Source organism: Endozoicomonas sp. ALC020, from assembly GCF_049275935.1.
In the GTDB taxonomy this organism is placed as follows: Bacteria; Pseudomonadota; Gammaproteobacteria; order Pseudomonadales; family Endozoicomonadaceae; genus Endozoicomonas_A.
In genome coordinates this window covers 3,104,946-3,128,478 of sequence record NZ_CP184830.1, presented here as the reverse complement: position 1 = coordinate 3,128,478, position 23,533 = coordinate 3,104,946, and the positions used below count along the sequence as shown (strand labels likewise).

Sequence of the window (23,533 nt, the reverse complement as noted above, 5' to 3'; positions counted from 1 at the left end):
ACGGTTTCGTTCCCAAGCTGGAAGCAGTCACTTCATAAAGCCATGTTCAGCAAGAAAACCGGCTGTCAGGCTGGCAGGAGCCGATTCACTCTGTTCCCTGAGGCTCGGGTCCATTAGCCTTTCCAGATACCTGGCCAGCAGATCCACTTCCAGATTGATTTCTGTTCCTGCCCGGTACCCGGCAATAATGGTTTCCTGCCGGGTATGAGGCACGATGTTCAGGGCAAAGCGACAGCCATCCACCCTGTTTACCGTTAAACTGACACCATCTATCGTGACTGACCCTTTGTGGGCAATGTACCGGGCCAGATGAACGGGAGCCTCCACCCAATAGACCGTCGAACGACCCGAGAGTTCGATGGAGACAATTTTACCGACACCGTCGACATGACCACTGACCAGGTGGCCACCCAGCCGGGTTGAAGGCGTCAGAGCTTTTTCCAGATTCAGGGCAGAACCGACAGCCTGTCCCGAAAGCGTTGAATTTTCAAGCGTTTCCAGGGAAACATCGGCTACATATCCCTGTCCGGTCAATTCCACCACAGTCAGGCAGACGCCATTGGTGGCAATACTGTCACCCAGTTTTACATCAGAAAGATCCAACGAACCAGAGTTGACCGTTAACCTCAGATCACCAGAGAGGGGTTCTACTTTCTGCAGGCTACCAACAGCCTCAATAATGCCTGTAAACATGAATAGTGAATCTCAGTAATCAGTGTTCTGTTTAAACGTTGCCTTAATAAGCCAGTCATCGCCAATAGCACGGATATCAGAGATATTAAGACCCAGCTTTTCTGACATAAACTGGAATGGAAGGTTCAACAATGGCCGGGCTGCTGACCCCATCAAGATCGGGGCCATAAAGATATTCAGCTCATCCACCAGTCCTTCACTGACAGCGGCTCCGGCAAGGGTAGCTCCTGTTTCCAGCAAAACTTCCTGGCAATCTCTTTGAGCCAGTTCGCTCATTAATGCGTTCAGGTCCACCTGTCTGTCGGCGTTCAGCCTGATCACTTCAGCACCGGCAGCCTCCAGCTGTGCCTGTCGGCTCTGTTCTGCCTGATTCGTGCAGACAATCAGAGCCCTGCCGGGCCCGGTGACCACTTTCGCGTCGACAGGGGTTTGCAGGGATGAATCCAGAACCACCCTTAATGGTTGTCTGCGGGCCAGTTTTTCAGCGTCTGGCAGCCCCAGCTCTTCAGCTCTGACTGTTAATGAAGAATTATCATGAAGAATCGAGCCAACACCCGAAACAATGGCACAGCTCTGCGCCCGGAGCTTTTGAACTTCACTGCGGGCATCGGGTCCGGTAATCCACTGGGATTCACCACTCTCCATAGCCGTTCTGCCATCGAGGCTCATGGCCAGCTTGAGTCGGACGAAAGGTTGCCCGCTCATCATCTTTTTGATGAAGCCAGGATTCAATGCTCTGGCTTCGGCTTCAAGAATACCGGATTCAACCTCAATGCCGACGTCACTCAGTCTTTTCAACCCACGACCGGATACCAGGGGGTTAGGGTCTTCCATAGCAGCGACCACCCGGCTCACCCTGGCCTTGATCAGCGCTTCTGCACAGGGCGGTGTTTTTCCGAAATGACTGCAGGGCTCAAGGGTGACATAGACCGTTGCTCCCTTAGTCCGGTCACCTGCCATTTCCAGGGCATGCACTTCAGCATGGGGCTCGCCCGATCGTTCATGAAAGCCTTCACCGACAATGACGCCATCCTTCATGATCACACACCCTACCCTGGGATTGGGCATTGCGGTGTATAACCCTTTACGTGCCAGTTGCAGCGCACGAGACATCATTTCATGATCAATCGCAGACGCCATGGGACCTTCTCCAGGCTCAGTCAGAAATGGGGCCAGTTTATATGAATTTACCTCCGGCATCACTCACTGGTGAAAGCGCCCGATAAAATTTAAAGAGGACAATACTCACTTCTCATTGCCCCCTTCAGCCAGGGAGAATCAGTCAAAAGTAAATGAGTTTAGCGGGATGCTTTCGGTTAAAAAAGATTCAGTCAATGGCCCATATCGTCTTAAGTCCGGGCTGACAAAGGAGGCCATGGACGCTGCTCTTCGCTCTCAATCCAGGCCTTGACCCAACCTTCCGGCTCTGGACGCCAGTCTTCCCTGCCCGTGGCTTTTCTGACTCGTTCAGTGGCCACTATCCGGCCCTTCTCGGTGACAGCCGTTCTTAACAGAATTGAAGAAGCCGGTTCCCCTTTGACCCACATGGACTGGATAATATAAACCCATCGCTCATCCATCGCAGCCACCTGAGTGTACATAGTTACTTTGTCGAACATCCGGACCCGCTTTCGATAACGAGTGGTACTGCCAGCAACCACCAATCCCCACTTCTCTCTTTTGAGGACATCAGACAGCCCACACTGAATAGAAAGAGTAAACCGGCCCAGATCATAGAGCGTCAAAACACGACCATTGTTCATTTCCATGAACAGATCTAAATCCCATGGCATACAGCGAAAGCAGTTTTCACTGACAGCATCGACGGAAATTTTGGGCGCTTTTTTGGCTTTACGGATTGTGGTCAGCAGTCGAATGAATGGATACATACTCAAATCTTCTAGTAATTATGCCGAGCATCATAGCCATTCAAACAGTAGAAAGAAACAAGCGTTTAAAACTGAGTCATTCACGCTTGTTAATCAATAGCTCAAAGTCTGTTCGAAGCTGATATGTTGTCTAGACTATCCTAGATAGCTTTCAGCCCTGTATGAGATGTTTCATGGCTAAGAACTAAGCGCATGCAAGTGATGACAGGACGTAATGACAGCCACCCCTCACAAACGACGTACCCATTGATGAAGTCTGTCGGGAAGATGACAAGCCCGGAGATAAGAGAGGGAGAGGCCAGGAAAACAAGCCCTTCTTCCGGAGTAAACTATGAAAAAATTATTATTTATTATTCTATGTTGGCTAATGACCAGCCCTGTATTGGCGTTACCTGCTATTAAACCGGCTCCTCTCAATAAGGGTGATACCGTTGCCTTAATTTCCAGTGGCTTTCGTGTTAATACCGCCCAGGATGTGCAATTTGCAACAGAACGACTCGAGGCACTGGGCTTGAGCGTTATCTACGGTAAAACTATTTTTCAACAAACCGGATATTTTGCAGGTACTGATCAGGCACGAGCTGCTGATATCAATGACATGTTTGCCAATCCAAAAGTAAAAGCCATTATCGAGTTGCGGGGCGGCTGGGGGTCAGCGCGAATACTGGAATATTTAGATTTCCCTTTAATCAAAAAGCATCCCAAGATTTTTATGGGTTTTAGCGACATTACCACCTTGCTGCTAGCCATCCACCAGAAAACCGGCTTAATAACGTTTCACGGCCCGATGGCTGCAGCTTACCCCTGGACACAATACACCGTTAATTATTTAAAGAAAATTCTCTTTGAAGGTAATGCCATTACCATGAGCAACCCCATCATCAAAAGCGATGATTTAACCCGTACTGTTGCCAGGATTCAAACTATTCGCCCTGGCATTGCCACAGGGGAAATTCTGGGTGGCAACTTATCCGTTTTAGTTTCTATGCTGGGAAGCCCCTACTTACCCAGTTTTAAAAATAAAATTCTGTTTTTGGAGGATACCGGTGAAGATGTTTATCAAATTGATCGCATGTTAACCCAGTTACAAACTGTCGGTATATTAAAAGAAATCTCTGGTTTTATTTTTGGTCAATGTATAAATTGTAATGCCAAGGTTCCTTATGGCTCTTACCGCTTGCAGGAGGTGTTAAAACAACATATTTCACCCTTGAATATTCCAGCCTGGAATGGAGCAATGATTGGCCATCAGGCCAGTATATTTACCATTGGTGAAGGTGTGAAGGTTCGTATCGACGCAAGTAAAGGGACTATTACGATGCTGGAACCTGCCGTCAATCCCTGAGACGAAAGTTTTGAACCGAAACTGCCTGTTCTAAAAGCCGGAAACTGAGAACAGACCACCAAAACAGATACTAAGACATATTTGTATGGCAGCACTTCGGTAATTCCTCTGGATATCATTCTCATAGCTTCTGGCGATTTGCATACTAACCAGCCTGTCAATGGATCGCGCCAGCACCTCTTCATCCATGACTATGGGAAGATTGGCATGCAGCAGGGTACCGCGTCATAAGAGTGCCATTATTCTTGCTGCATTTGCCGTCTACTATGGGTGTGCTGGCATTGTCAATCATTGACTTATGAACGAAAAACTCTGCAATGAGGTCAGCAATGGCCTCATTGTTTATCAATGGTTTCCAGTCGTTCAATTTCTTCCCGGAATTCATTCAGGTCCTTGAAGTGACGATAAACAGAGGCAAACCGGATATAGGCTATTTCGTCCAGCTCCCGAAGTACACGCATCACTTCTTCCCCCAAAACCAGGGATTTTATTTCCCGCTCACCGGTGGCCCGAAGCCGATGCTTGATCCGGTTCACAGACTCTTCAATCTGTTCCACGCTGACAGGACGCTTTTCCAGAGCTTTGGATATGCCTGCCCTTAGTTTTTCTTCATTGAAGGGTTCACGGGAACCGTCTCTTTTGACCAGCCTGGGAATCAACAACTCTGCCATTTCATAAGTCGTAAATCGTTCACTACAGGTCAAACATTCACGACGACGGCGAACCTGGTTACCGTCTGCCACCAGGCGGGAATCAATGACTTTGGTATCGACAGCGTTGCAAAAAGGGCAGTGCATGGGTAAGAGAAACGTTTTTCAGAGTGAGTCTTCCATCATAATTCACGCCTGTAAAATTACCAAGACTTTGCAGAATGAAGTGATTCTGTGTGGGTAAGCCGCTGACCCGATTCTCAGGTCAGCGGTCTTACTTTGAAAAACAGCCCTGGATCAGCTGTAGACAGGCAGACGCTTGCAGATTGCCAAAACCTTCGCCTTCACATCCCCGACAACCTGTTCATTACCAATGTTTTCAAGTACGTCACAGATCCAGCCTGCCAGAGCAGCAGAATCCTCTTCATTGAAACCACGGCGGGTAATGGCCGGAGTACCAATACGCAGACCACTGGTGACAAATGGAGAGCGAGGATCATTTGGAACAGCATTCTTGTTGACCGTAATGTTAGCTTCACCCAGAGCCGCTTCGGCGTCTTTACCTGTGTACTCTTTACCGATCAGATCCATGAGGAACAGATGGTCGTCAGTGCCGCCGGATACAACCTTGATGCCGCGCTCGAGCATAACCCGGGTCATCGCCTGAGCATTTTTAACGACCTGCTGCTGGTAAGTCCTGAAGTCATCGGACATGGCCTCTTTGAAGCAAACCGCTTTAGCTGCAATCACGTGACACAGAGGACCACCCTGGGACTCGGGAAATACCGCAAAGTTGAACTTTTTGTTCAACTCTTCATCATCGTTAGCCAGGATCAGACCACCACGGGGACCACCCAGGGTTTTGTGAGTCGTTGTCGTAACAACATCGGCAATACCTACCGGAGACGGGTAAACACCGGCAGCAACCAGACCAGCCACGTGAGCCATATCAACCAGCAGGAAAGCACCTACCTTGTCGGCTATATCGCGAAAACGCTGCCAGTTCACAACACGGGAGTAGGCCGAGAAGCCTGCAACGATCATTTTTGGCCTGTGTTCATCCGCCAGACGCTCAACTTCTTCGTAGTCGATCTCGCCGGTTTCAGGATTCAGGCCATACTGAACCGCTTCGTAAATACGGCCGGAAAAGCTGACCTTGGCACCGTGAGTCAGGTGGCCACCATGGGCCAGGCTCATACCCAGAACCTTGTCACCGGGCTTGATCAGAGCCATGTAGACCGCCGCATTGGCCTGGGAGCCGGAATGAGGCTGAACGTTAGCGTAGCTGGCACCAAACAGCTCTTTGGCACGATCAATAGCCAGCTGTTCAGTGACATCAACATGCTCGCAGCCACCGTAGTAGCGCTTGCCCGGATAACCTTCTGCGTATTTGTTGGTCAGGACAGACCCTTGTGCTTCCATCACTCTGGGGCTGGTGTAATTTTCGGAAGCGATCAGTTCGATGTGCTCTTCCTGGCGAACCGCTTCAGCGTCTATGGCAGCCTTGAGTTCAGGGTCGAACTCAGCGATGGACATGTCCTTTCTGAACATTAATGATTCCTCGGAATGTTGCCTGTTAATGAGGTTTTTCGGCGACCATTCTAATACAGCTGTTCAGGATTTCGTATCGAAAAAGTTTCATGTCAATTTGAGCGAGACTCATGGGCTCTGACTTAGCTTTCTGGCAGCCAGTCCTCAGTCATGATTTGTTCAAAGCTCCAGGGGGAGTCAGCCGGGAAATCATCGGGCTTACATTTCATGTCAGCCGCTGCATCTCTTTTTGCAGACCGATAGGCTTTTGGCAAGACCTCATCAATCTTACTGTTTAGGCCAGGGTTATCTTCGAGTAGATCGAAGATGGCACCTCGTTGTTTAGCGATACTGACCAGCCAGCTCCTGTACCAGTCCGTCATTGTGTGCTGATCGTCTTTTCCAGACTGCATTTGCCATTTCAGCAGGTGCAAGAGCAATTCTTTAACACAACTGCGTAAAGCCTGATACTGAGCCTTACCCATGTCTTCAATTTCCTCTACCAGATTGGCAATATCAAGTTCATTGAAACGACCTTGCCTAATCAACTCGGCCTGACGATACGACCAGCTATAGAAATCAGTGTCATACAGGTTTTCCATAAAAATACCTCCATTGCCCTAACACTGTAGGCAAAGAACGGAAGGGAATCAAAATGAAGCATGCAGAGGCTGACGCCTTTGCGGAGTAAGTACGAGCATACAGAAATGCCTCAAAAGTGCTATTATACGGAGGCTTCAGTCAAACCTATTATGGATGCCTAAATTGTCACAATACGTCTATACCATGAACCGGGTGAGCAAGATCGTTCCCCCAAAGCGCCAGATTCTTAAAGACATTTCCCTCTCTTTTTTCCCCGGTGCCAAAATTGGCGTCCTGGGTCTGAACGGTGCCGGTAAGTCCACTCTGCTGCGCATCATGGCTGGTGTCGATCAGGAATTTGATGGCGAAGCCCGTCCACAACCCGGTCTGAATGTTGGTTACCTGCCTCAGGAGCCGCAACTGACACCCGGTAAAACAGTCCGTGAAGTGGTGGAAGAGGCACTAGGTGAAATCAAGGAAGCCCAGGACAAGCTGGAAGCCGTTTACGCAGCTTACGCTGAGCCCGATGCGGACTTTGACGCCCTGGCGACAGAACAGGCCAGACTGGAAAACATTATTCAGGCGGCCGATGCCCATAACCTGGAGCGCAAACTGGACGTCGCTGCCGACGCTCTGCGTCTTCCCGAGTGGGACGCTGTCGTAGACAATCTGTCAGGTGGTGAGCGCCGTCGTGTAGCTCTTTGCCGCCTGTTGCTCTCCAGTCCCGAAATGCTGCTGCTGGACGAGCCTACTAACCACCTGGATGCCGAGTCAGTGGCCTGGCTGGAGCGCTTTCTCGTTGAATATCCGGGAACCGTTGTGGCTATCACCCACGATCGTTACTTCCTGGATAACGCAGCGGGCTGGATTTTGGAGCTGGACCGTGGCCACGGTATACCCTGGGAAGGTAACTACAGCGACTGGCTGGAGCAAAAAGAAGCCCGACTCGAGCAGGAAAGCAAGCAACAGGACGCTCATCGAAAAGCGATGCAACAGGAACTGGAATGGTCCCGCTCAAATGCCAAAGGTCGCCAGTCCAAATCCAAAGCACGTCTGGCACGCTTTGAAGAGATGCAGTCCCAGGAATTTCAGGCCCGTAACGAAACCAACGAAATCTACATTCCACCCGGCCCACGTCTGGGTGATAAGGTTCTGGAATTCAATCATGTTTCCAAAGGCTTTGGTGATCGGCTGCTGATCGACGACCTGAATTTCAGCATTCCCAAGGGTGCTATTGTCGGTATCATCGGGGGTAACGGTGCTGGTAAAACCACCCTGTTCAAGATGATTACCGGAGACGAACAGCCTGATTCCGGAAGCATCGAACACGGCGAGACGATCAAAATCTCTAATGTTCAGCAGATGCGTGACGAGCTGAAAGACGACAAAACTGTTTTTGAAGCGATCTCCGATGGCCAGGACATTCTTCGCATCAATGGCTACGAAATGCAGTCCCGCAAATACATTGGTCGTTTCAACTTCAAAGGCGGTGACCAGCAGAAGCGTGTGGGTGAGCTCTCCGGTGGTGAGCGCGGTCGACTGCAATTGGCCGCGACACTGAAAGAAGGCGGCAATGTACTGCTACTTGACGAACCCTCCAACGACCTTGATGTTGAGACCCTGCGTGCACTGGAAGATGCACTTCTGGCCTTCCCGGGCTGCGCCATGGTGATCTCTCACGATCGCTGGTTCCTGGATCGCGTGGCCACACATATCCTGGCTTACGAAGGCGATTCCAAAGTCACCTTCTTCGAGGGCAACTACACCGAGTACGAAGCCGATCGCAAAGAGCGTCTGGGTGAAGAGGCAGCGGGCCCTCATCGTATGAAATACAAGCGTATTGATGCCTGATTGCCAGCCGACTAGAGCGTAGCTTTCTGGCTACGCTCTTCAGTCAGCAGTGCGTGATTCGTCCGGTTACTCAGCCATTGACTGAGACCTGAGAGTAGGTCCCCTGTAATATGAAAAAACGACGAATGTCTGCTTCAACCGATCGACAAAGCCCCGAAAAGAAATGGAAACATTTGTTTTCGGGGCTCTCAATTTGTCTGGCTGCGCTCTAAAAGTTGCTGCGGCCATGCATGGGAACAACTTTGACTTTGAATCTACTAAGTTCAGCCATTGGATCTCCAGCGTTGAATAATGGCAGCTTCTCATCAAGTTTATTTGAGTAGTCGATAACACAATCAGTGTTATATCCACTTAGTTGCGGAACTTGTGAAATTATTTCATTTGGATTTGTCGTTCCATCCAACTGTTGTATTATCAGCCCCTCTGCGGAATTTTCACCTGCGTATATCCTCATCCCCCTACCCATAATGAAGAATGGTTCATCGGCTCCTAACTCTGTTGCAACCTTCAGTGCTGATCTTAATTTTATATAGTGGATTCTTTTTCCATCAATTGAAATTGGTGGATTCAACCTGAATTCCTGTTCGTAAAACAGCAATCCTTCTTTAGTTCGAACGCACTCCATTGTCTTCTCTGCAAAGGCTTCGAAAGACATGCACATAATAACTATTGGCAATATCAGATAGGATTTAAACATCTCATAACCTTTTGAACAACGTGTTTAAAATAATACACATTTGTTTTTTTTCAACATCAACCGAGACCCGGTGCAGTAATGCTCTTCAGCACTTCCGGCTACTTGCTTTTTAAGCGGTCACGAACGAAAAAGTACTTAAGAGCCGTTTCTTTTCAGACCCTGACCGCTTAATCCCGAATAAGAATAGAACTTTCCTAAGATTCATCTAGTCTTCTCACTTCTGCAAAATAATTCAGGATTTATGGCTATGCTGTTTAAGGCACTCGGTAGTTTGCGTCTTGGTTTGATGTGCACTATTACAGGCTCAATACTGTCAAATAGTGCACAAGCTTCCGGAGCGGTTTTTATTGGGAGAATGGGAGGCTTGGCAGTACAGGTTCAGGGAGATAAGGCCCTGTTTAAAAACAACGAAATGCTTCACAAAAGCAACCCGTTGTCTCTGGCAATGGATAACAAAGGCATTCAAAAAATAGAAATAGAACCGGACAAGATAGAAATTTACAAAGATAAAAACAACTTGCCAGACACCATTTATTTTCCACTACTGATTGAGCCAACCCCATCGGCCACAGGCATTCAAACCATTGACCAAACCAGAGGGCTACAACTACTGAACGACAGCGTTATATCACTGGCAACCACCGTAATCGATAAAACCATCGTTCTTTCTACACCCACTCTGTACGCCCCGCCAACGGAATACAACTCTAAAACGATCGCTTATTCTGAGCTGGAACTCTATCAGGAGACTCAAAATACATTTTATGCGACAGCTTCTATTCCTATGCTGACCCCTGTGTCCTCAGCGGCATCCGAGGGGGATTATATTGACCTTGATTTTGAAACTCGGGATACCATCAGGGTTTACCCAAAAGGAAAGGACTCTGACTCCACATCCGGTTTTTTTGAGCAGATTATCAGAAAAGTGCCTGATAGCCCTGAGAAAAAAAGCGAAAACGGAGGGCAACAGGAAAAGCAAACGACCAATTCGTCCGGTGATGACCCCAACTCGGAAGACACTACTTCAGAAGACACTACTACAGAAGCGACAACAGATTCCTCGACCACAGTCGAAACTGCTTCAACCCCCACACTGCGATCGGAAGCCTCAGCGCTGGATGAAAAAGCTGATCTAACGCCGAAGCCTCTATCTGAAAATTTCAACACGTATCACTCAATAGAAAACAGTTCGAATCAAATCGTGCTTGATGCCATTAGAGCATTCATTGAAGAAAATGATGAACAGGATCTTTCATGGGTCGTACTTGAAAAAATTCACGGCTGCAACTACAGCTTCTGGACGGACGGCAGCATTGTTAAGGTGGGTAGAAGGAATGATTGGATTGGTGAAGATGAAAACTTTTTTAACCACCGCCCGGTAAATGAACAATACAGAGAAATGATTCTTGATATGCACCGGAAGTTCTGTAAAGAAGGAGACATTTTAAATGTTACGGGCGAACTCTACGGCAAATCTATTCAGAAAGAAATTTTTTATCAGGATAATATAAAATTTGCGGCTTTTGACATTTTCGTCAACAAACAAAAAATAGATTATAACACTTTTAAACAGTGGACTTCAGCTATTGGTATCCCTACGGTTACAGAGATAAAAATATGTGACTCCCTTGAAAGTGCTCTTTCTTTCAATCCGGTTTTTACAAGTTTTCATAGTCAAACCGGTGATGTTGCAGAAGGTGTTGTTATTAAGCCTGTGCAGCCTAAATTTTTAAAATACCAAAAACCTGTCATTTTAAAAATAAAAAACCCGAGATTTGCTGAAACCAATTTTAAAAAAGCACTTCCTAACGAAAATAAAAAAATAAAGCAAGAGAATCAGATTATACTCTCCTCACTTCTTGCAAAAGTAACGGAAAACCGTCTTTGTTCTGTTACTTCAAAATCAGATAAATTAACAACAAAAAACACTAATAAAATTAAAGGCGAACTTGTTAAGGACATTTTAGATGAATATGAAAGAGAGAATGAGCTAGCTGCCAAGAGTAAAGTAAACGATAACAAACAGTGGAAACTTATAATTTCTGAATTATTTAAAGCCGCATATCAACTGATAAATGATCGGCCTGAGACTTTTCAATAACCGGGAAAGCCTGTTGACTAGTTTGACTCGTTCCTATGCCGGTTCATGGTAATGAGTCATTCTTTGTGAAACTCTATAGCCAAACCTCACCCCTCGATAAGAGTTAACTACGAATTGAAAAAATCACACCAAATGAAAGAATGTCTTTGAAAACCTTTTTCTAGATGTTACTCATCCCAATTTTCAGTACAATTGATTGAAGAGTTTTCATAACGCATATAATTACGTTCATATAAAAATGGTCTCAATACCCCCTCAAAGACTTTTCTAAAGGCATATGGGAAGCGTGATAATTGTAACTGTGGCGTTATAGATAATATGGTAATTAAAGCAGTAATTGTTAGCACCGGAAAAAGATCAAATAATGCTTTATTTAATTCCTGGATGTTCGTTATATTTCTCTTTAGCTCAGCCCGTGTATCTTCTGGCAAAAGAAACCAGTAGAAAAAAATAAAATAATGGTTAAATAAACAACTATCTCTCGCATACGTATATATAGTATTGCAATCAATATGGTAAGAACTACCTAAACCAGCATTCGGGTCAGCTCCATATACTAATAATAAAAAAATAATCTGCATGCTTTCTGTCTCAAAAATGGCTGGATGGAAAGAAGAATAGCCAATAAATCTAATACAAAAAGCAGACACATTGGGATCAGCCCCATTTTGAAGTAAATGAAGTATCATCTCAACACTTCCATGCTGAAGAGCTGCCACTATTGGATAGACAGCCTCTTCATAGATTTCTTCATCTTCAACTACTCCATCGAACTCCCTTACATTAATATCTTTTCCTTGCGTAACGAGCAGAGTAACTTTCTCCTTATCTGCACTTTTTATGGCATCTAAAAACTCTCCGGAATAAACATAAATTGGATATAAAAAAAACGCATCTTAATAAACCTGAAAAATTGTAACCCAGTGCAATATAGCACCGAAATCATGAAACAACTAAATGAGCAAAAATCCCCACTGACTAAAGACTTTTAATTGCGTACAATACGCAGTCCGAGAAACGTCACCTTCGCTTCGCAAGACGATAAAACAGCAAAGCCCGGGAGTAGGAAAGTGATCAGCAAACTGAACCAACAGGCCGTCAATGCCACCAGCGCAGAAGGGACGCTGTATCAGAATTTTGCCGATCGGCTGGCCAGCTCCGGATTCCAGGGCGATATAGAGCTGGGCTATGCAGAACGGACTGTGCTGGCTACTGACAACTCGATCTATCAGGTGTATCCGGCAGGTGTCCTATACCCCAAAGGCACCGAAGATCTGAGCACAATGTTGTCATTGGCTAATGAACCTTCTTTTCAAACGGTTGTACTCTCTCCAAGGGGAGGAGGTACCGGCACCAACGGCCAGTCACTAACCTCGGGATTTATGGTAGACACCAGTCGCTATATGAATCAGGTTCTGGAGATCAACCCTGAAGAGCGCTGGGCAAGGGTTCAAAGCGGTACCGTCAAAGACTATCTGAATGATCTGGCTGCAAAGCACGGACTGTTTTTTGCCCCGGAACTGTCCACCAGCAACCGGGCGACAGTGGGTGGCATGGTGAACACCGATGCCAGTGGTCAGGGTTCGGTTGTCTATGGCAAAACCCGCCATCATGTCCTTGAACTGACCTCGGTCTTTGCTGATGGCACCGTATGGAACTCATCACCACTGACAGAACAGGAGCTTGATGAAATCTGTCAGCGCAAAGACCGCGCAGGGCAGGTTCACAAAACGGTGATTGAAGCCTATAACCAGAATAAAGATCGTGTCGAAACCATCTTTCCAAAGCTCAACCGTAATCTCACCGGCTACGATCTGGCCAATATCCGCAGAAAAGATCCTGTGAACCCTGAAGACGTTGGCAAGTTTGATCTCAATGCCATTCTTTGCGGTTCTGAAGGGACCCTGGCCATGGTCAGTGAAATCAAGGTCAACCTTCTGCCTATACCCGACACCTCTGCACTGGTTCTGGTGTTCTACTCCAGCTTTCAGGAATCGCTGAGGGATGCCCAGTCCCTTATGCAAGCGACTCCAAGCTCGGTTGAAACCATTGATTCCAAAGTTCTGTCGCTCGCCAAAGCAGACAGTGTCTGGGAGAGCGTCAAAGAGTACTTTCCGGATGATGTTGATCAAATAGACGGCATTAACTTTGTTGAATACACCGGCCAGTCGCAAGCCGATATTGAAAAAGGTATTGAACGCTTAAAAGCAGAGTTGGACAAGCCATCGGAAATCCAACGGGTGGGTCACAGCGTTGTGACAGGAACTCCAAACGTTAAAAAGATCTGGAATATGCGCAAGCAGTCCGTGGGATTGCTGGGCAACATGGAAGGCGACGCACGACCTATACCCTTTGTAGAAGACGTTGCCGTGCCACCAGAGAATCTGGCTGCTTTTATCGCTCGCTTCCGGGCGTTACTGGATAGCCATAACCTGTCTTATGGCATGTTTGGTCATGTCGACGCCGGGGTTCTCCATGTAAGACCCGCCATTGATATGAAAGATCTTGAGCAGGAGGTTCTGGTCAGAACCATCAGTGATGAAGTCTCTGCGCTGGCGAAAGCCCATGGTGGCGTCCTTTGGGGAGAGCATGGCAAAGGCGTTCGCTCTGAATACGCACCCGACTTTTTTCAGGATCTTTACCCGGTACTACAAAACATCAAAAGTGCTTTCGACCCCCATAATCAGTTGAATCCGGGAAAAATAGCGACACCCTCCACCCGGGCATCAGAAACCCTGCTGAAGATTGACGGTGTGCAAACCCGTGGCCAGCTGGACAGAACCATCGAAAGAAAAGCCTTCGATGCTTTTACCCATGGCATGTATTGCAATGGCAATGGCGCCTGCTTCAACTACAATCCCAACAGCGCCATGTGTCCAACCTGGAAGGCCACTCTGGATAGAACTCAATCACCCAAAGGCCGATCAGGACTGGTACGTGAATGGTTGCGACTGCAAAGCGCGGCGGGCAGCAACATCTCTGAAGCAATGGACGAAGCTCGCCAGTCCGGACTTTTCTATAACGCCATGGACAAGACCCGCAACAGCATTGCCAAGCTGCGAGGCAAGGAAGATTTCAGTCATGATGTTTATGAAGCACTGGACAGCTGTATGAGCTGTAAGTCCTGTGCAGGTCAGTGCCCTATTCAGGTGAATGTGCCTGACCTGAGGTCCCGGTACTTTGAGCTTTACCACACTCGCTACCTGCGCCCTGCTAAACATCATGCTGCTGCGATGTTGGAACCCGTTCTGCCAACACTGGCAAAAGCCAAATCTGTTTACAACCGTGTGGCCAACTCGGGTTTGATGAACAAGCTTTCGGCCAAAACGTCCGGTCTTCAGGATCTGCCGACTATCACCAGTGCATCCCCTCTGGAAGACAGCTGTCGTTCTGGTGCCTCCGTGGCCTCAGACAGTCTGCTTGCTTCCATGACAGAAAAAGAGCTGGCTCGAACGGTGGTGATTGTTCAGGACGCCTTTACCAGTTTTTTCGAAACTCCGGTATTGACTGACCTGGTCGAGCTGTTGGTCAGACTCGGTTATCGTCCTCTCGTTGCGCCCTATAAACCCAACGGCAAAGTGTTGCATGTCTATGGTTTTCTGGGGCGTTTTGAGAAAGTCGCGAAAACCAATGCCAGAGCACTCAAAAAACTGGCCGATAAAGGTGTAGCCCTGATAGGGATTGATGCTGCCGTTACCCTGACTTATCGCGATGAATACCATGAGATCATGGGTGAAGAAGCTCCCAAAGTGCAATTACTCTCGGAATGGTTTGCCAGTCAGGCAGATACCATTCGTGAGCTTCAGTTAAATCTGAATGGTGAGTTCAAGCTGCTGGGGCACTGCACGGAGACCACGAATGCGCCAGCAGCACCGGCACAGTGGCAAAAGCTGTTTGCCGCCTGTGGACTAAAACTGACTTACCAGGCTACTGGCTGTTGCGGTATGGCGGGTATCTACGGACATGAAACCCGTAACCAGGAAACGTCCCGCAAGCTATACGACATGAGCTGGAAACCTGTGATCGAGAATCCTGACAACCAGGATCAACTGTTGGCTACCGGCTACTCCTGTAGAAGTCAGGTTAAGCGTTTTGGGAATACCGAGATTCCTCACCCGGTCTCAAGGCTGTTGGCCTTGATGAACGAGTAAAATAACAGTGCTCAACCCACTGCCAACAGCTCTGACAGCTCATTAGGATTCTCAATCAGATCAGCCACCAGCGTGTAAGCTTCCAAAACCGCCATGAACGCTGACACAGGGGGTCATCGTCCTGATTCGTGAGCAAATTGAAATCCCGGGCGCTCACCAGGATTCGGCCCTCACAAGGAAATCTGATCTGTGCTGAAGAGTGCTCAGGGCGCTCTCCTGCTGACGCCTTTTTGTCATCTCCACTCACTGTTAAAGCTTATCTAAATGCTGAATCAGGTTTCTGACTCTGATCCTGACTCTGTTTCTGTTGCTAGATTCTTGATAAAGAGGTTTTAAAACAGGGAAGTAAACAATGACTCAGGGTCTCTATGAACAGGTTCGGGATCTGACGCTAGATCGTAATAAGTTTGCACCGGGTACCAGGGTTGGACTCAATGACCAATACGAACTGGTGGAAGTAATAGCCAGCTATAAAGACTGGATTGTCACTCATCCGGACCCGGTTCGCCTGAGAAACCTGCTCGGCTCGCTGATTCAATCAGCCCAGGATGTGAATCAATACCTCAACCTCAGTGATCGTTCCGCCTCAATGCTTGAAGCAAAGGTAGCGGGAGAGCTGGACTTCTCAGTACTGACCAAACAGGTCGCAGCATTCCTGAAAACCCCCGCCTGTCAGATCATTCGTACCAGAGAGCAGCTCAATAATCTGCTGCAAGCTTCCGTCAAAGCCAAAAAAACCGGGAAAAATATTCAGGTCGAACTGAAACAAACCCTGCATGAAGGCTTTTCAAGATTCTGCAACTTTATGGACGTCAGCGATCTCAACCAGCTGGTCGGATTCTACAGAACAGCACTGTTTGAATGGCTGGATGAATTCAGTCATCTGTGCGCAACTCAGGGCGATCTGAATGACCTGTATCAGACTACCCGGAACTGTTTTGATGCCTTCACCAAAGACCTTATTACTGAGACTCAGGGCAATGTTGTCACGCCTTCTTCTGCCAAGGCAGCGAATCAGGTTGCAAAAGATGAGAAGCGACAGTGGGATGATAATGCCGAATCACTGATTGAAATGGATGGCTGGTTGCAATCATCCAACACTGAAAATCTGGAACGACTGCTGAAGAAGATCCGTCAGGATAAAGATCTTGGTGACAGGTTTCTGAAAGTTAAAGGGTTTGAACTCAGATCCCGTCTGGAAAAATGTCCTGACGCCGTAGCTATGGACCTGAAGAGCATGAAGCTTTCACTGGATGATCACCTCCTGCGCATTGCAAAGCCTCAGCGCAAGAAACAAGATCCTCTTTATCAAATTGTTCTCTCTGTTGCCCGGCAGCAGAGCACCGACATTATTGCCCGTCTGCCACAGGATGATCCTGACATGATGGGTCTTGGTCTTTATCTGAAATACCCGAATGTGTTGGCTCGATGTAAGTCAGCCCTCGTGCATCAGCTCATTCTTCTGATTCAACTCAGCCCGGAAATGGAAGAGCACTATATTACCGTAGCCTCAAAACATTATCTGAGGCACCAGAACGGCTTGATGGTTGCCCGGTCACCGCTTTTGTGCAAAGCCACCCGAAGTACACTGCTACTGTCTGACTTTACCCAGGAAAAAACTATCACTCTGGAATTCATCAAACATTACCCAAAAGCGGCTCTGGACATTGAGCCGACTGTTTTTAAAAAACTACTTGCTCACCCTGATCTGGTCGACTTCTGGCCCGGGTTTATCGCAGAAAATGCGACCCGGCTCAGTATTGAAAACTGGCAACAGCTCTTTTCTGGAAACCCTTCCGGTTTTCATAAATTGATCACCCGACAAATGTCAGCAACACCTCCCGTGGTTTGCCGGTTTCCCAACGCTTTCGCAGCTCAGGTAAAGAGCTTCCTGAAAAACAACCCGGATATGTTAAGCAAAGTACTGAAGTTACCCAGACAGGTAGAAAGTGCTGGTTACAGAACGTTGATAGCCATCGCCCAATCACTCTCTTTTGAAATTGCCACCCTCTCGGAAATCAAACCTGATTCAGGTTTGAAATCAGAGGAAATTGGCAGCTCAAGTCAATACTGAATCATAAACGACGATGGACAAATGAACTCGGCATCGCAGGCAAGACCATGCCTGCGGCCGAAACACGGCCTGAAGCCAAGGTTGTATGAGTAGAGGTGTTTGGTATCGACAGTTGAAATAAAAATTGTCAACTAACGCCAAAAAACTGCTGATAAGGCCAGTGTTGTCATGAATACTCCGGGCGTTAATTACTTAGAAGACATTTTCTAGCACGGTGAAACCTTTGTTTTTGAAAAAATACTTATTTTCTTGATCTATCAATTTTCTGGTCTAGCCTCTCAATTCTTAAAAACACAAAACAGATGTAAGGATAAAGCTTTGAAAAAGCCATTTTCCAAGGCACTGCTGTTATTGCTAATATTGCTGCCTGTTACCTGTAATGCCAAATCTTTTAAAAGACATTTTATTGTCGAGTTTGAACAAGATGGAGGCGTTCCAGAAAGGAGTTTTTTCATAGAATACAATAAAAACACATTGTCGTACGATAAGTCATACTCTGCCGAAACAAATGATGACTCAGGATCAATTTTTCCGCCTGATCACAAATCATACAGACTTGGCGATTATGGAGAAACAACGCCTCTTATTGAATCAATCCCGTGGGAATTGATTTATGTCGCTCATCTGCTGGTTGCTTACAAGCTGGTTCTGACCACCAGCGCCCCGCTTCTGAGCGCCAAACCCTATTCATGGATACCCGCAGAAGCGTTTGTCGCTGTCGGCATACTTTTGAAAAGCTATTGGAACTCCAATTCATCGCTGTTTAACCCGGTGGATCAACTGGAGACAAGTCAGCATCATCCGTTTGCGATCACCACTATGGTGCTTCCGGGACAGGATCAAACAGAAAATGGCCAACAAAACCAGGCATCAGCATCATCCGGTCAGCAGGCCTCAGGAACAATCACCCGTAGAGGCTTTTTCGCCAGGTTTCTGTCTCGCGGCTCTGGCGAAGGCAAAGAAAACCCCGAACAACATCAGCATACTTTCGGCTTAAATTGTTACGTCGATTCCTGTAATGGCGTTTGTCAATTCCGATCACAAGCTGATAGCAGCAGGCAACCTGATAGAGGTGAGGAGTGCCCCATATGCTTTGAAATGTTTGGAAAAGTAACTGTGACTCCCTGTTGTTCGAATAAAATTGACACACACTGTTTAAAAGAGATATTTCTGAGCACTTCACCAGGGTCAACGAAAACCTGTCCATTTTGCAGAAGAGATCTGTCTTTCCTGGCAGAATCACCGGATTTTGCAGCAAGTGTAGAATCACAGCAGGACTTAACAGTTGCTGATAACAAGCCTTCGGGTATCAGTTCCTCACAAACGGCCTCTTTCACTAACACTATGAGAGCACTTGATCTAGCAGTCTGCGAGGTGATCCTAATGGACGGGATTGGCAGGGTGTTGCCATGTGGGAAGGTCTGCAAAAATCACGCAGCCCTGGCCAATCATGTATCACACTTCCACTTTCGCCGATGAAACTGTGACGTGGCCAGAGAGCCCCCTCTATGATTGGAGCGGGGAATTTCATACCAATCGATCATTTTTTCTTGATTTAACAACGTTCTGATCTAGCCTCTCTATTTCAAAAAATACGAAATAGATATTAAGGATGACCCCTTGAGAAAACCATTTTCTGCTGCATTGCTGTTCTTGCTGATGTCGTTGTCTGTTATCTGTTACGCCGAACCTTACAACAATGCCCTGAGCGCCAAACCTTATTCATGGATACCGGTAGAAGCGTTTGTCGCCGTCGGCATGCTTTTGAAAAGTGATTGGAACTCCAATTCATTGCTGTTCAACCCGACGGATCAACTGGAGGCCAGTCAGGATCATCCGTTTGCCATCACTACTATGGTACTTCCCGGACTGGGTCAACAAAAAAATGACCAGCAAAGCCAGGCATCAGCATCATCCAATCAGCAGGCCTCAGTAACAACCACCCACCTTAAAAACTGTTTCGCCCAGCTCCAGACTTGCCGCCGCGACGGTAATGGGAACCCTGAACAACCCCAACATACTTTCGGTTTAGAGTGTTACGTCGATTCCTGTAATGGCGTTTGTCGATTTCGATCACCCGCTGCTAGCAGTATGTCACCTGAAGCAAGTGACGAATGCCCTATATGCTGTGAAACGTTTACCAATACGATTCTTACTCCTTGTTGTTCACAGAAAATTGACAAACACTGCTTGCAAGAGGCATTTGAGAAAACTGGGAACACCTGCCCATATTGCAGAGAAGATTTGTCTTTTCTAGCTCAATCACCGGATTTTTCTCCAAGTGAAGCAGATGGGGAGTGCCCTATATGCCATCAAATGTTTAGAGATGATGTGCTTGTGACTCCCTGCTGTTCGAAAAGAGTCGAGACATGTTGTCTACTGGATGCTTTGGTATGGTCGGAGTCGGGACAGTGCCCATTTTGCACAGCAGGCACGTTATCAGTATTACGATCACTAGGTTTTATAGCAAGCGCAGAGGCACCGCAGGACTTAACAGGTTCTGTTAACGGAGACTTGCCAATAGTTGGCGAGGATGGGCCATGTCAAAGAGTCTACAAGTATGTTAGAGACCTGATCGGGTATCTCGAATAAATATACCCCTGATGAGTTTCTGGTCTAGCCTCCACATTCTCAAAGACACAAAATAGCTGTCAGGTTAAACCTTTGAAAAACCCATTTTCAGCGGCACTGCTGTTATTGCTAATGTCGGTTTCTGTTATATGTTCCGCCGAACCGTCGAAAAGCTATTTTATTGCCGAGTTTGAACAGAATGGAGGCGTTCCAAAAGGGAGCGTTTCTATAAAACTCAACAGTTACGTTGAAACAACCTCTTTTATTGAATCGATATCGTGGGAGCTGATTTCTGCCACTCATCTGCTGGCGGCTAACAAACTGCTCCTGAACACCAGTGACACCTCTTTGAGCGCCAGACTTTATTCATGGATACCATTAGAAGCGCTTGTTGCTGTCGGAATGCTTTTGAAAAGCTATGGGAACCCGGATTCACCTCTGTTTAATCCGCTGGATCAACCGCAGGCAAGTCAGGATCATCCGTTTGCGATCACCACTATGGTCCTTCCGGGACAGGGTCAAACAGAAAGTGGCCAGCAAAGCCAGACATCAGCATCATCTGGTCAGCAGGCCTCAGGAACAATCAACCGTCTTATAGGCTCTTTTGCCAGGCTTCTCTCTTGCCACCGCGACGGTAATGGAGACCCCGAACAACAGCAGCACACTTTCGGTTTAGATTGTTACGTCGACTCCTGTAAAGGCGTTTGTCGATTACGACCACCAGCTGAGAGCAGAAAGCTACCTGAAGCAAGTGCCGATTGCCCTATATGCTTTGAAATGTTTACCAATGCGATTCTTACGCCCTGCTGTTCACAGAAAATTGACAAACATTGTTTACAAAATATATTTCAGACAACTCCGGAAATCTGCCCGTATTGCAGAGTAGGCCTGTCTTCATTAGCAAACTCACCAGATTTTGCAGTACGCGATGGGGCACAGCAGCACTTGCCGGAGCCTTATGACGAGTCCCGGGGTGTCAGCTCCTCACAAACGGCCTCTTTCGATATCCATTCGAGAGTACGTGGTCCAATAGCTTGCAACATGATCTTAATCGACGAGAATGACGGCCTGCGGCAATGTGGGATAGTCTTCAGTAATTATGCGGCCCTGAGGACTCACATAGCAAGATACCACCCCCCAGCACCCGGGCCATGACAGGGAGCAGCCCTGAAGCTCGAAGTAAACAGGATTCTAAAAAACTGACTGATTGCACATACGACTTTTGCTGTCATGGCTGTGAGCCCTGTGCGAAAAAGGCTTCAGACTCGCAACAAAGAGATGGCGCTTTAAGTTGGAGCTGACACAAGGACAGGCTACCATACAGTTTTATCTGAAACCTTCTAATGGCCAAAGCAAAATCCAGAAAAGCCTATGTCTGCACCGAGTGCGGCAGCGAGTCCTCCAAGTGGCAGGGGCAATGTCCAGACTGTAAAGCCTGGAATACGTTCAAAGAGGTCAACCTGGGACCTGCGGCTTCCCCCTCTATTGGTGCCGTCAATAAATCAGGCTTTGCAGGCACCCTCAGTGGTCTTCAGACCCTGAGTGAGGTGGATGTTGCTGAAGCGCCCAGGTTCAGCAGTGGCACGTCAGAGTTTGATCGGGTTCTCGGCGGTGGTTTTGTCAAAGGCAGTGCTGTCCTGATTGGCGGCCATCCGGGGGCTGGCAAGAGTACCATCCTGCTTCAGGTCCTGTGTCATGTTGCCCAGAGCATGAATGCCCTTTATGTCTCCGGTGAGGAATCACTGCAACAGATTGCAGCCCGGGCCAAACGCCTCGACCTGCCTGCTGATCGCCTGAAGATGCTGGCAGAAACCTCAGCCGAAAATATTGTCGCTGTGGCCGAACAGGAGAAGCCAGGGGTTATTGTTATCGACTCTATCCAGGTCATGTATATGAACGGTGTGGATGCGGCTCCCGGAGGCGTTGCCCAGGTCAGGGAGTCCGCTGCCTTTCTCACCCGTTTTGCCAAACAGACAGGCACTGTCTTATTGTTGGTGGGCCATGTGACCAAAGATAATTCTCTGGCAGGCCCCATGACCCTGTCCCATATTATTGATACCCAGATCATGCTTGGAAATACTGATGATTCACGCTTCAGGGTTATGCGGGCAACCAAGAACCGATTTGGTCAGGTGAATGAGCTGGGCATCTTTGCCATGACGGAAAGGGGCATGAAAGAAGTCAAAAATCCTTCAGCCATTTTCCTGTCCCGGGCATCTGAGCCCACCTCAGGCAGCATTATCAATGTTTTGTGGGAAGGCACCCGCCCTCTTCTGGTGGAAATTCAGGCACTGGTCGTAGACTCGCAGCTAGGCAACCCAAGACGTGTAACAGTGGGACTGGATCAAAACAGGCTGGCCATGCTGCTGGCGATACTGACTCGACACGGGGGTATTTTTACCAGCGATCAGGATGTCTTTCTCAACGTGGTAGGGGGCGTGAAAGTCACAGAAACCAGCGCCGATCTGGCCGGTTTGCTGGCAGTCGTTTCCAGCCTGCGCGACAGTGCTCTGCCCCAAGACCTTTTTGCCTTTGGGGAAGTGGGCCTTGCGGGTGAAATCAGGCCCGTTGCCAATGGTCAGGAGCGCCTGATTGAAGCGGCCAAACATGGTTTCAGAAGAGCCATTGTTCCGGCAGCAAACAAGCCCAGAAAACCCATTGAAGGATTAACTGTTGTCGGTGTTCACAAACTGTCCGAGGCACTGGAGGCTATCTGAATTATCCGGGTCGACACTCATCCTGTTATAATCCGGCGAAATGTTTGAAATCAGGTTAGAACATGCTCAAAGGTCTCTACGGTGTAACCGACAGCCAGCTTCTCCCCGACGATCGTATTCTACTGGAAGCGGTTGAACAGGCTTTGATGGGCGGCATGAAAGTACTTCAGTACCGAGACAAAAGTCTGGATCATGAAAAGAGGTTCCGTCAGGCCAGTACTCTGAGGGTGCTCTGCCACACATACGGGGCCCTTTTGATCATCAATGATGACATTGAACTGGCTGCAGAATCGGAAGCAGACGGCGTGCACCTGGGACAACAGGATGAATCCATAAAATCCGCCCGAAAAAGGCTCGGGGAATACGCTATTATTGGTATCAGCTGTGAAGGATCTCTCGATCTGGCCCACAAGGCTGTTGAGGAGGGTGCCGATTACATTGCCTTTGGACGTTTTTTCCCCTCACATACCAAGCCTGACGCCAAGCCTGCCGAGCCGTCACTTCTGCCTTCTGCCCGGGAGACCTTTGAAGTCCCTGTTGTAGCTATTGGAGGAATTACTGTGGATAATGCCCCGCAGCTCATAGAAGTGGGTGCTGATATGGTGGCAGTGGTTCATAATTTATTTGCTTCCACAGATATTCAGAGTCGTGCCCGCAGTTTTACTGAATTGTTTTAATCAGG

The 23,533-nt window shown here is 47.7% G+C and carries 18 protein-coding genes; 10 read left to right on the top strand and 8 right to left on the bottom strand.

Going from position 1 to position 23,533, the window contains the following annotated elements; all coding sequences use genetic code 11:
- Nucleotides 1-27: 27 nt before the first annotated feature.
- The 3 genes from ACOJUO_RS11485 to ACOJUO_RS11475 form a co-directional block, all read right to left on the bottom strand.
- Entirely contained in the window at nucleotides 28-693 is a 666-nt protein-coding gene (locus ACOJUO_RS11485) for a riboflavin synthase (protein WP_422139847.1), read from the bottom strand.
- A 12-nt stretch (nucleotides 694-705) separates the two neighbouring features.
- On the bottom strand, nucleotides 706-1,833 hold the full coding sequence (ribD, locus tag ACOJUO_RS11480) for a bifunctional diaminohydroxyphosphoribosylaminopyrimidine deaminase/5-amino-6-(5-phosphoribosylamino)uracil reductase RibD (RefSeq protein WP_422139846.1): 1,128 nt from the start codon (nucleotides 1,831-1,833) through the stop codon (nucleotides 706-708).
- Nucleotides 1,834-2,042: 209 nt separating this feature from the next.
- On the bottom strand, nucleotides 2,043-2,582 hold the full coding sequence (locus tag ACOJUO_RS11475) for an acyl-CoA thioesterase (protein ID WP_422139845.1): 540 nt from the start codon (nucleotides 2,580-2,582) through the stop codon (nucleotides 2,043-2,045).
- A 331-nt stretch (nucleotides 2,583-2,913) separates the two neighbouring features.
- Here ACOJUO_RS11475 and ACOJUO_RS11470 point away from each other — a divergent pair, with 331 nt between their 5' ends.
- Nucleotides 2,914-3,927: a S66 peptidase family protein gene (locus ACOJUO_RS11470; protein WP_422136834.1), complete on the top strand. Its 1,014-nt coding sequence runs from the start codon at nucleotides 2,914-2,916 to the stop codon at nucleotides 3,925-3,927.
- A gap of 335 nt (nucleotides 3,928-4,262) precedes the next feature.
- On the opposite strand, the gene nrdR is transcribed toward ACOJUO_RS11470, so the two are convergent.
- From nrdR to ACOJUO_RS11455, 3 genes are all read right to left on the bottom strand, one after another.
- Nucleotides 4,263-4,724 carry a transcriptional regulator NrdR gene (gene nrdR / locus ACOJUO_RS11465; RefSeq protein WP_422136833.1) on the bottom strand — a complete coding sequence of 154 codons (462 nt, stop codon included), beginning with the start codon at nucleotides 4,722-4,724 and terminating at the stop codon, nucleotides 4,263-4,265.
- Nucleotides 4,725-4,874: 150 nt separating this feature from the next.
- Complete coding sequence (glyA, locus tag ACOJUO_RS11460; protein WP_422136832.1) at nucleotides 4,875-6,128, bottom strand: serine hydroxymethyltransferase; 1,254 nt, start codon at nucleotides 6,126-6,128, stop codon at nucleotides 4,875-4,877.
- A 122-nt stretch (nucleotides 6,129-6,250) separates the two neighbouring features.
- Nucleotides 6,251-6,709, bottom strand: a complete 459-nt coding sequence (locus ACOJUO_RS11455; RefSeq protein ID WP_422139844.1) for a DUF29 domain-containing protein — start codon at nucleotides 6,707-6,709, stop codon at nucleotides 6,251-6,253.
- 163 nt (nucleotides 6,710-6,872) lie between these two features.
- On the opposite strand from ACOJUO_RS11455, the gene ettA reads away from it, so the two are divergent.
- On the top strand, nucleotides 6,873-8,540 hold the full coding sequence (gene ettA, locus ACOJUO_RS11450) for an energy-dependent translational throttle protein EttA (protein ID WP_422139843.1): 1,668 nt from the start codon (nucleotides 6,873-6,875) through the stop codon (nucleotides 8,538-8,540).
- A gap of 208 nt (nucleotides 8,541-8,748) precedes the next feature.
- Here the strand turns inward: ettA and ACOJUO_RS11445 are convergent, their stop codons facing one another.
- On the bottom strand, nucleotides 8,749-9,237 hold the full coding sequence (locus ACOJUO_RS11445) for a hypothetical protein (protein ID WP_422136829.1): 489 nt from the start codon (nucleotides 9,235-9,237) through the stop codon (nucleotides 8,749-8,751).
- Between the two features lie 247 nt (nucleotides 9,238-9,484).
- Between ACOJUO_RS11445 and ACOJUO_RS11440 the strand changes: the two genes are divergently transcribed.
- On the top strand, nucleotides 9,485-11,338 hold the full coding sequence (locus ACOJUO_RS11440) for an RNA ligase family protein (protein ID WP_422139842.1): 1,854 nt from the start codon (nucleotides 9,485-9,487) through the stop codon (nucleotides 11,336-11,338).
- 167 nt (nucleotides 11,339-11,505) lie between these two features.
- Here ACOJUO_RS11440 and ACOJUO_RS11435 read toward each other — a convergent pair whose 3' ends face one another.
- Nucleotides 11,506-12,057 carry a hypothetical protein gene (locus ACOJUO_RS11435; protein WP_422136827.1) on the bottom strand — a complete coding sequence of 184 codons (552 nt, stop codon included), beginning with the start codon at nucleotides 12,055-12,057 and terminating at the stop codon, nucleotides 11,506-11,508.
- 351 nt (nucleotides 12,058-12,408) lie between these two features.
- Here ACOJUO_RS11435 and ydiJ point away from each other — a divergent pair, with 351 nt between their 5' ends.
- From ydiJ to thiE, 7 genes are all read left to right on the top strand, one after another.
- Nucleotides 12,409-15,489, top strand: a complete 3,081-nt coding sequence (gene ydiJ, locus ACOJUO_RS11430) for a D-2-hydroxyglutarate dehydrogenase YdiJ (RefSeq protein ID WP_422139841.1) — start codon at nucleotides 12,409-12,411, stop codon at nucleotides 15,487-15,489.
- Between the two features lie 352 nt (nucleotides 15,490-15,841).
- On the top strand, nucleotides 15,842-17,563 hold the full coding sequence (locus ACOJUO_RS11425) for a hypothetical protein (protein WP_422139840.1): 1,722 nt from the start codon (nucleotides 15,842-15,844) through the stop codon (nucleotides 17,561-17,563).
- A gap of 318 nt (nucleotides 17,564-17,881) precedes the next feature.
- Nucleotides 17,882-19,042 carry a hypothetical protein gene (locus ACOJUO_RS11420; RefSeq protein WP_422136824.1) on the top strand — a complete coding sequence of 387 codons (1,161 nt, stop codon included), beginning with the start codon at nucleotides 17,882-17,884 and terminating at the stop codon, nucleotides 19,040-19,042.
- Nucleotides 19,043-19,183: 141 nt separating this feature from the next.
- The gene (locus tag ACOJUO_RS11415) at nucleotides 19,184-20,155 is read left to right on the top strand and encodes a hypothetical protein (RefSeq protein WP_422139839.1); all 972 of its coding nucleotides are present in this window, start codon (nucleotides 19,184-19,186) and stop codon (nucleotides 20,153-20,155) included.
- Nucleotides 20,156-20,227: 72 nt separating this feature from the next.
- Nucleotides 20,228-21,289 (top strand): hypothetical protein, encoded by a 1,062-nt coding sequence (locus tag ACOJUO_RS11410; RefSeq protein ID WP_422139838.1) that lies wholly within the window; start codon nucleotides 20,228-20,230, stop codon nucleotides 21,287-21,289.
- Nucleotides 21,290-21,477: 188 nt separating this feature from the next.
- Entirely contained in the window at nucleotides 21,478-22,851 is a 1,374-nt protein-coding gene (radA, locus tag ACOJUO_RS11405; protein WP_422136821.1) for a DNA repair protein RadA, read from the top strand.
- A gap of 62 nt (nucleotides 22,852-22,913) precedes the next feature.
- Entirely contained in the window at nucleotides 22,914-23,528 is a 615-nt protein-coding gene (gene thiE / locus ACOJUO_RS11400; protein WP_422136820.1) for a thiamine phosphate synthase, read from the top strand.
- The last annotated feature ends 5 nt before the right edge of the window (nucleotides 23,529-23,533 follow it).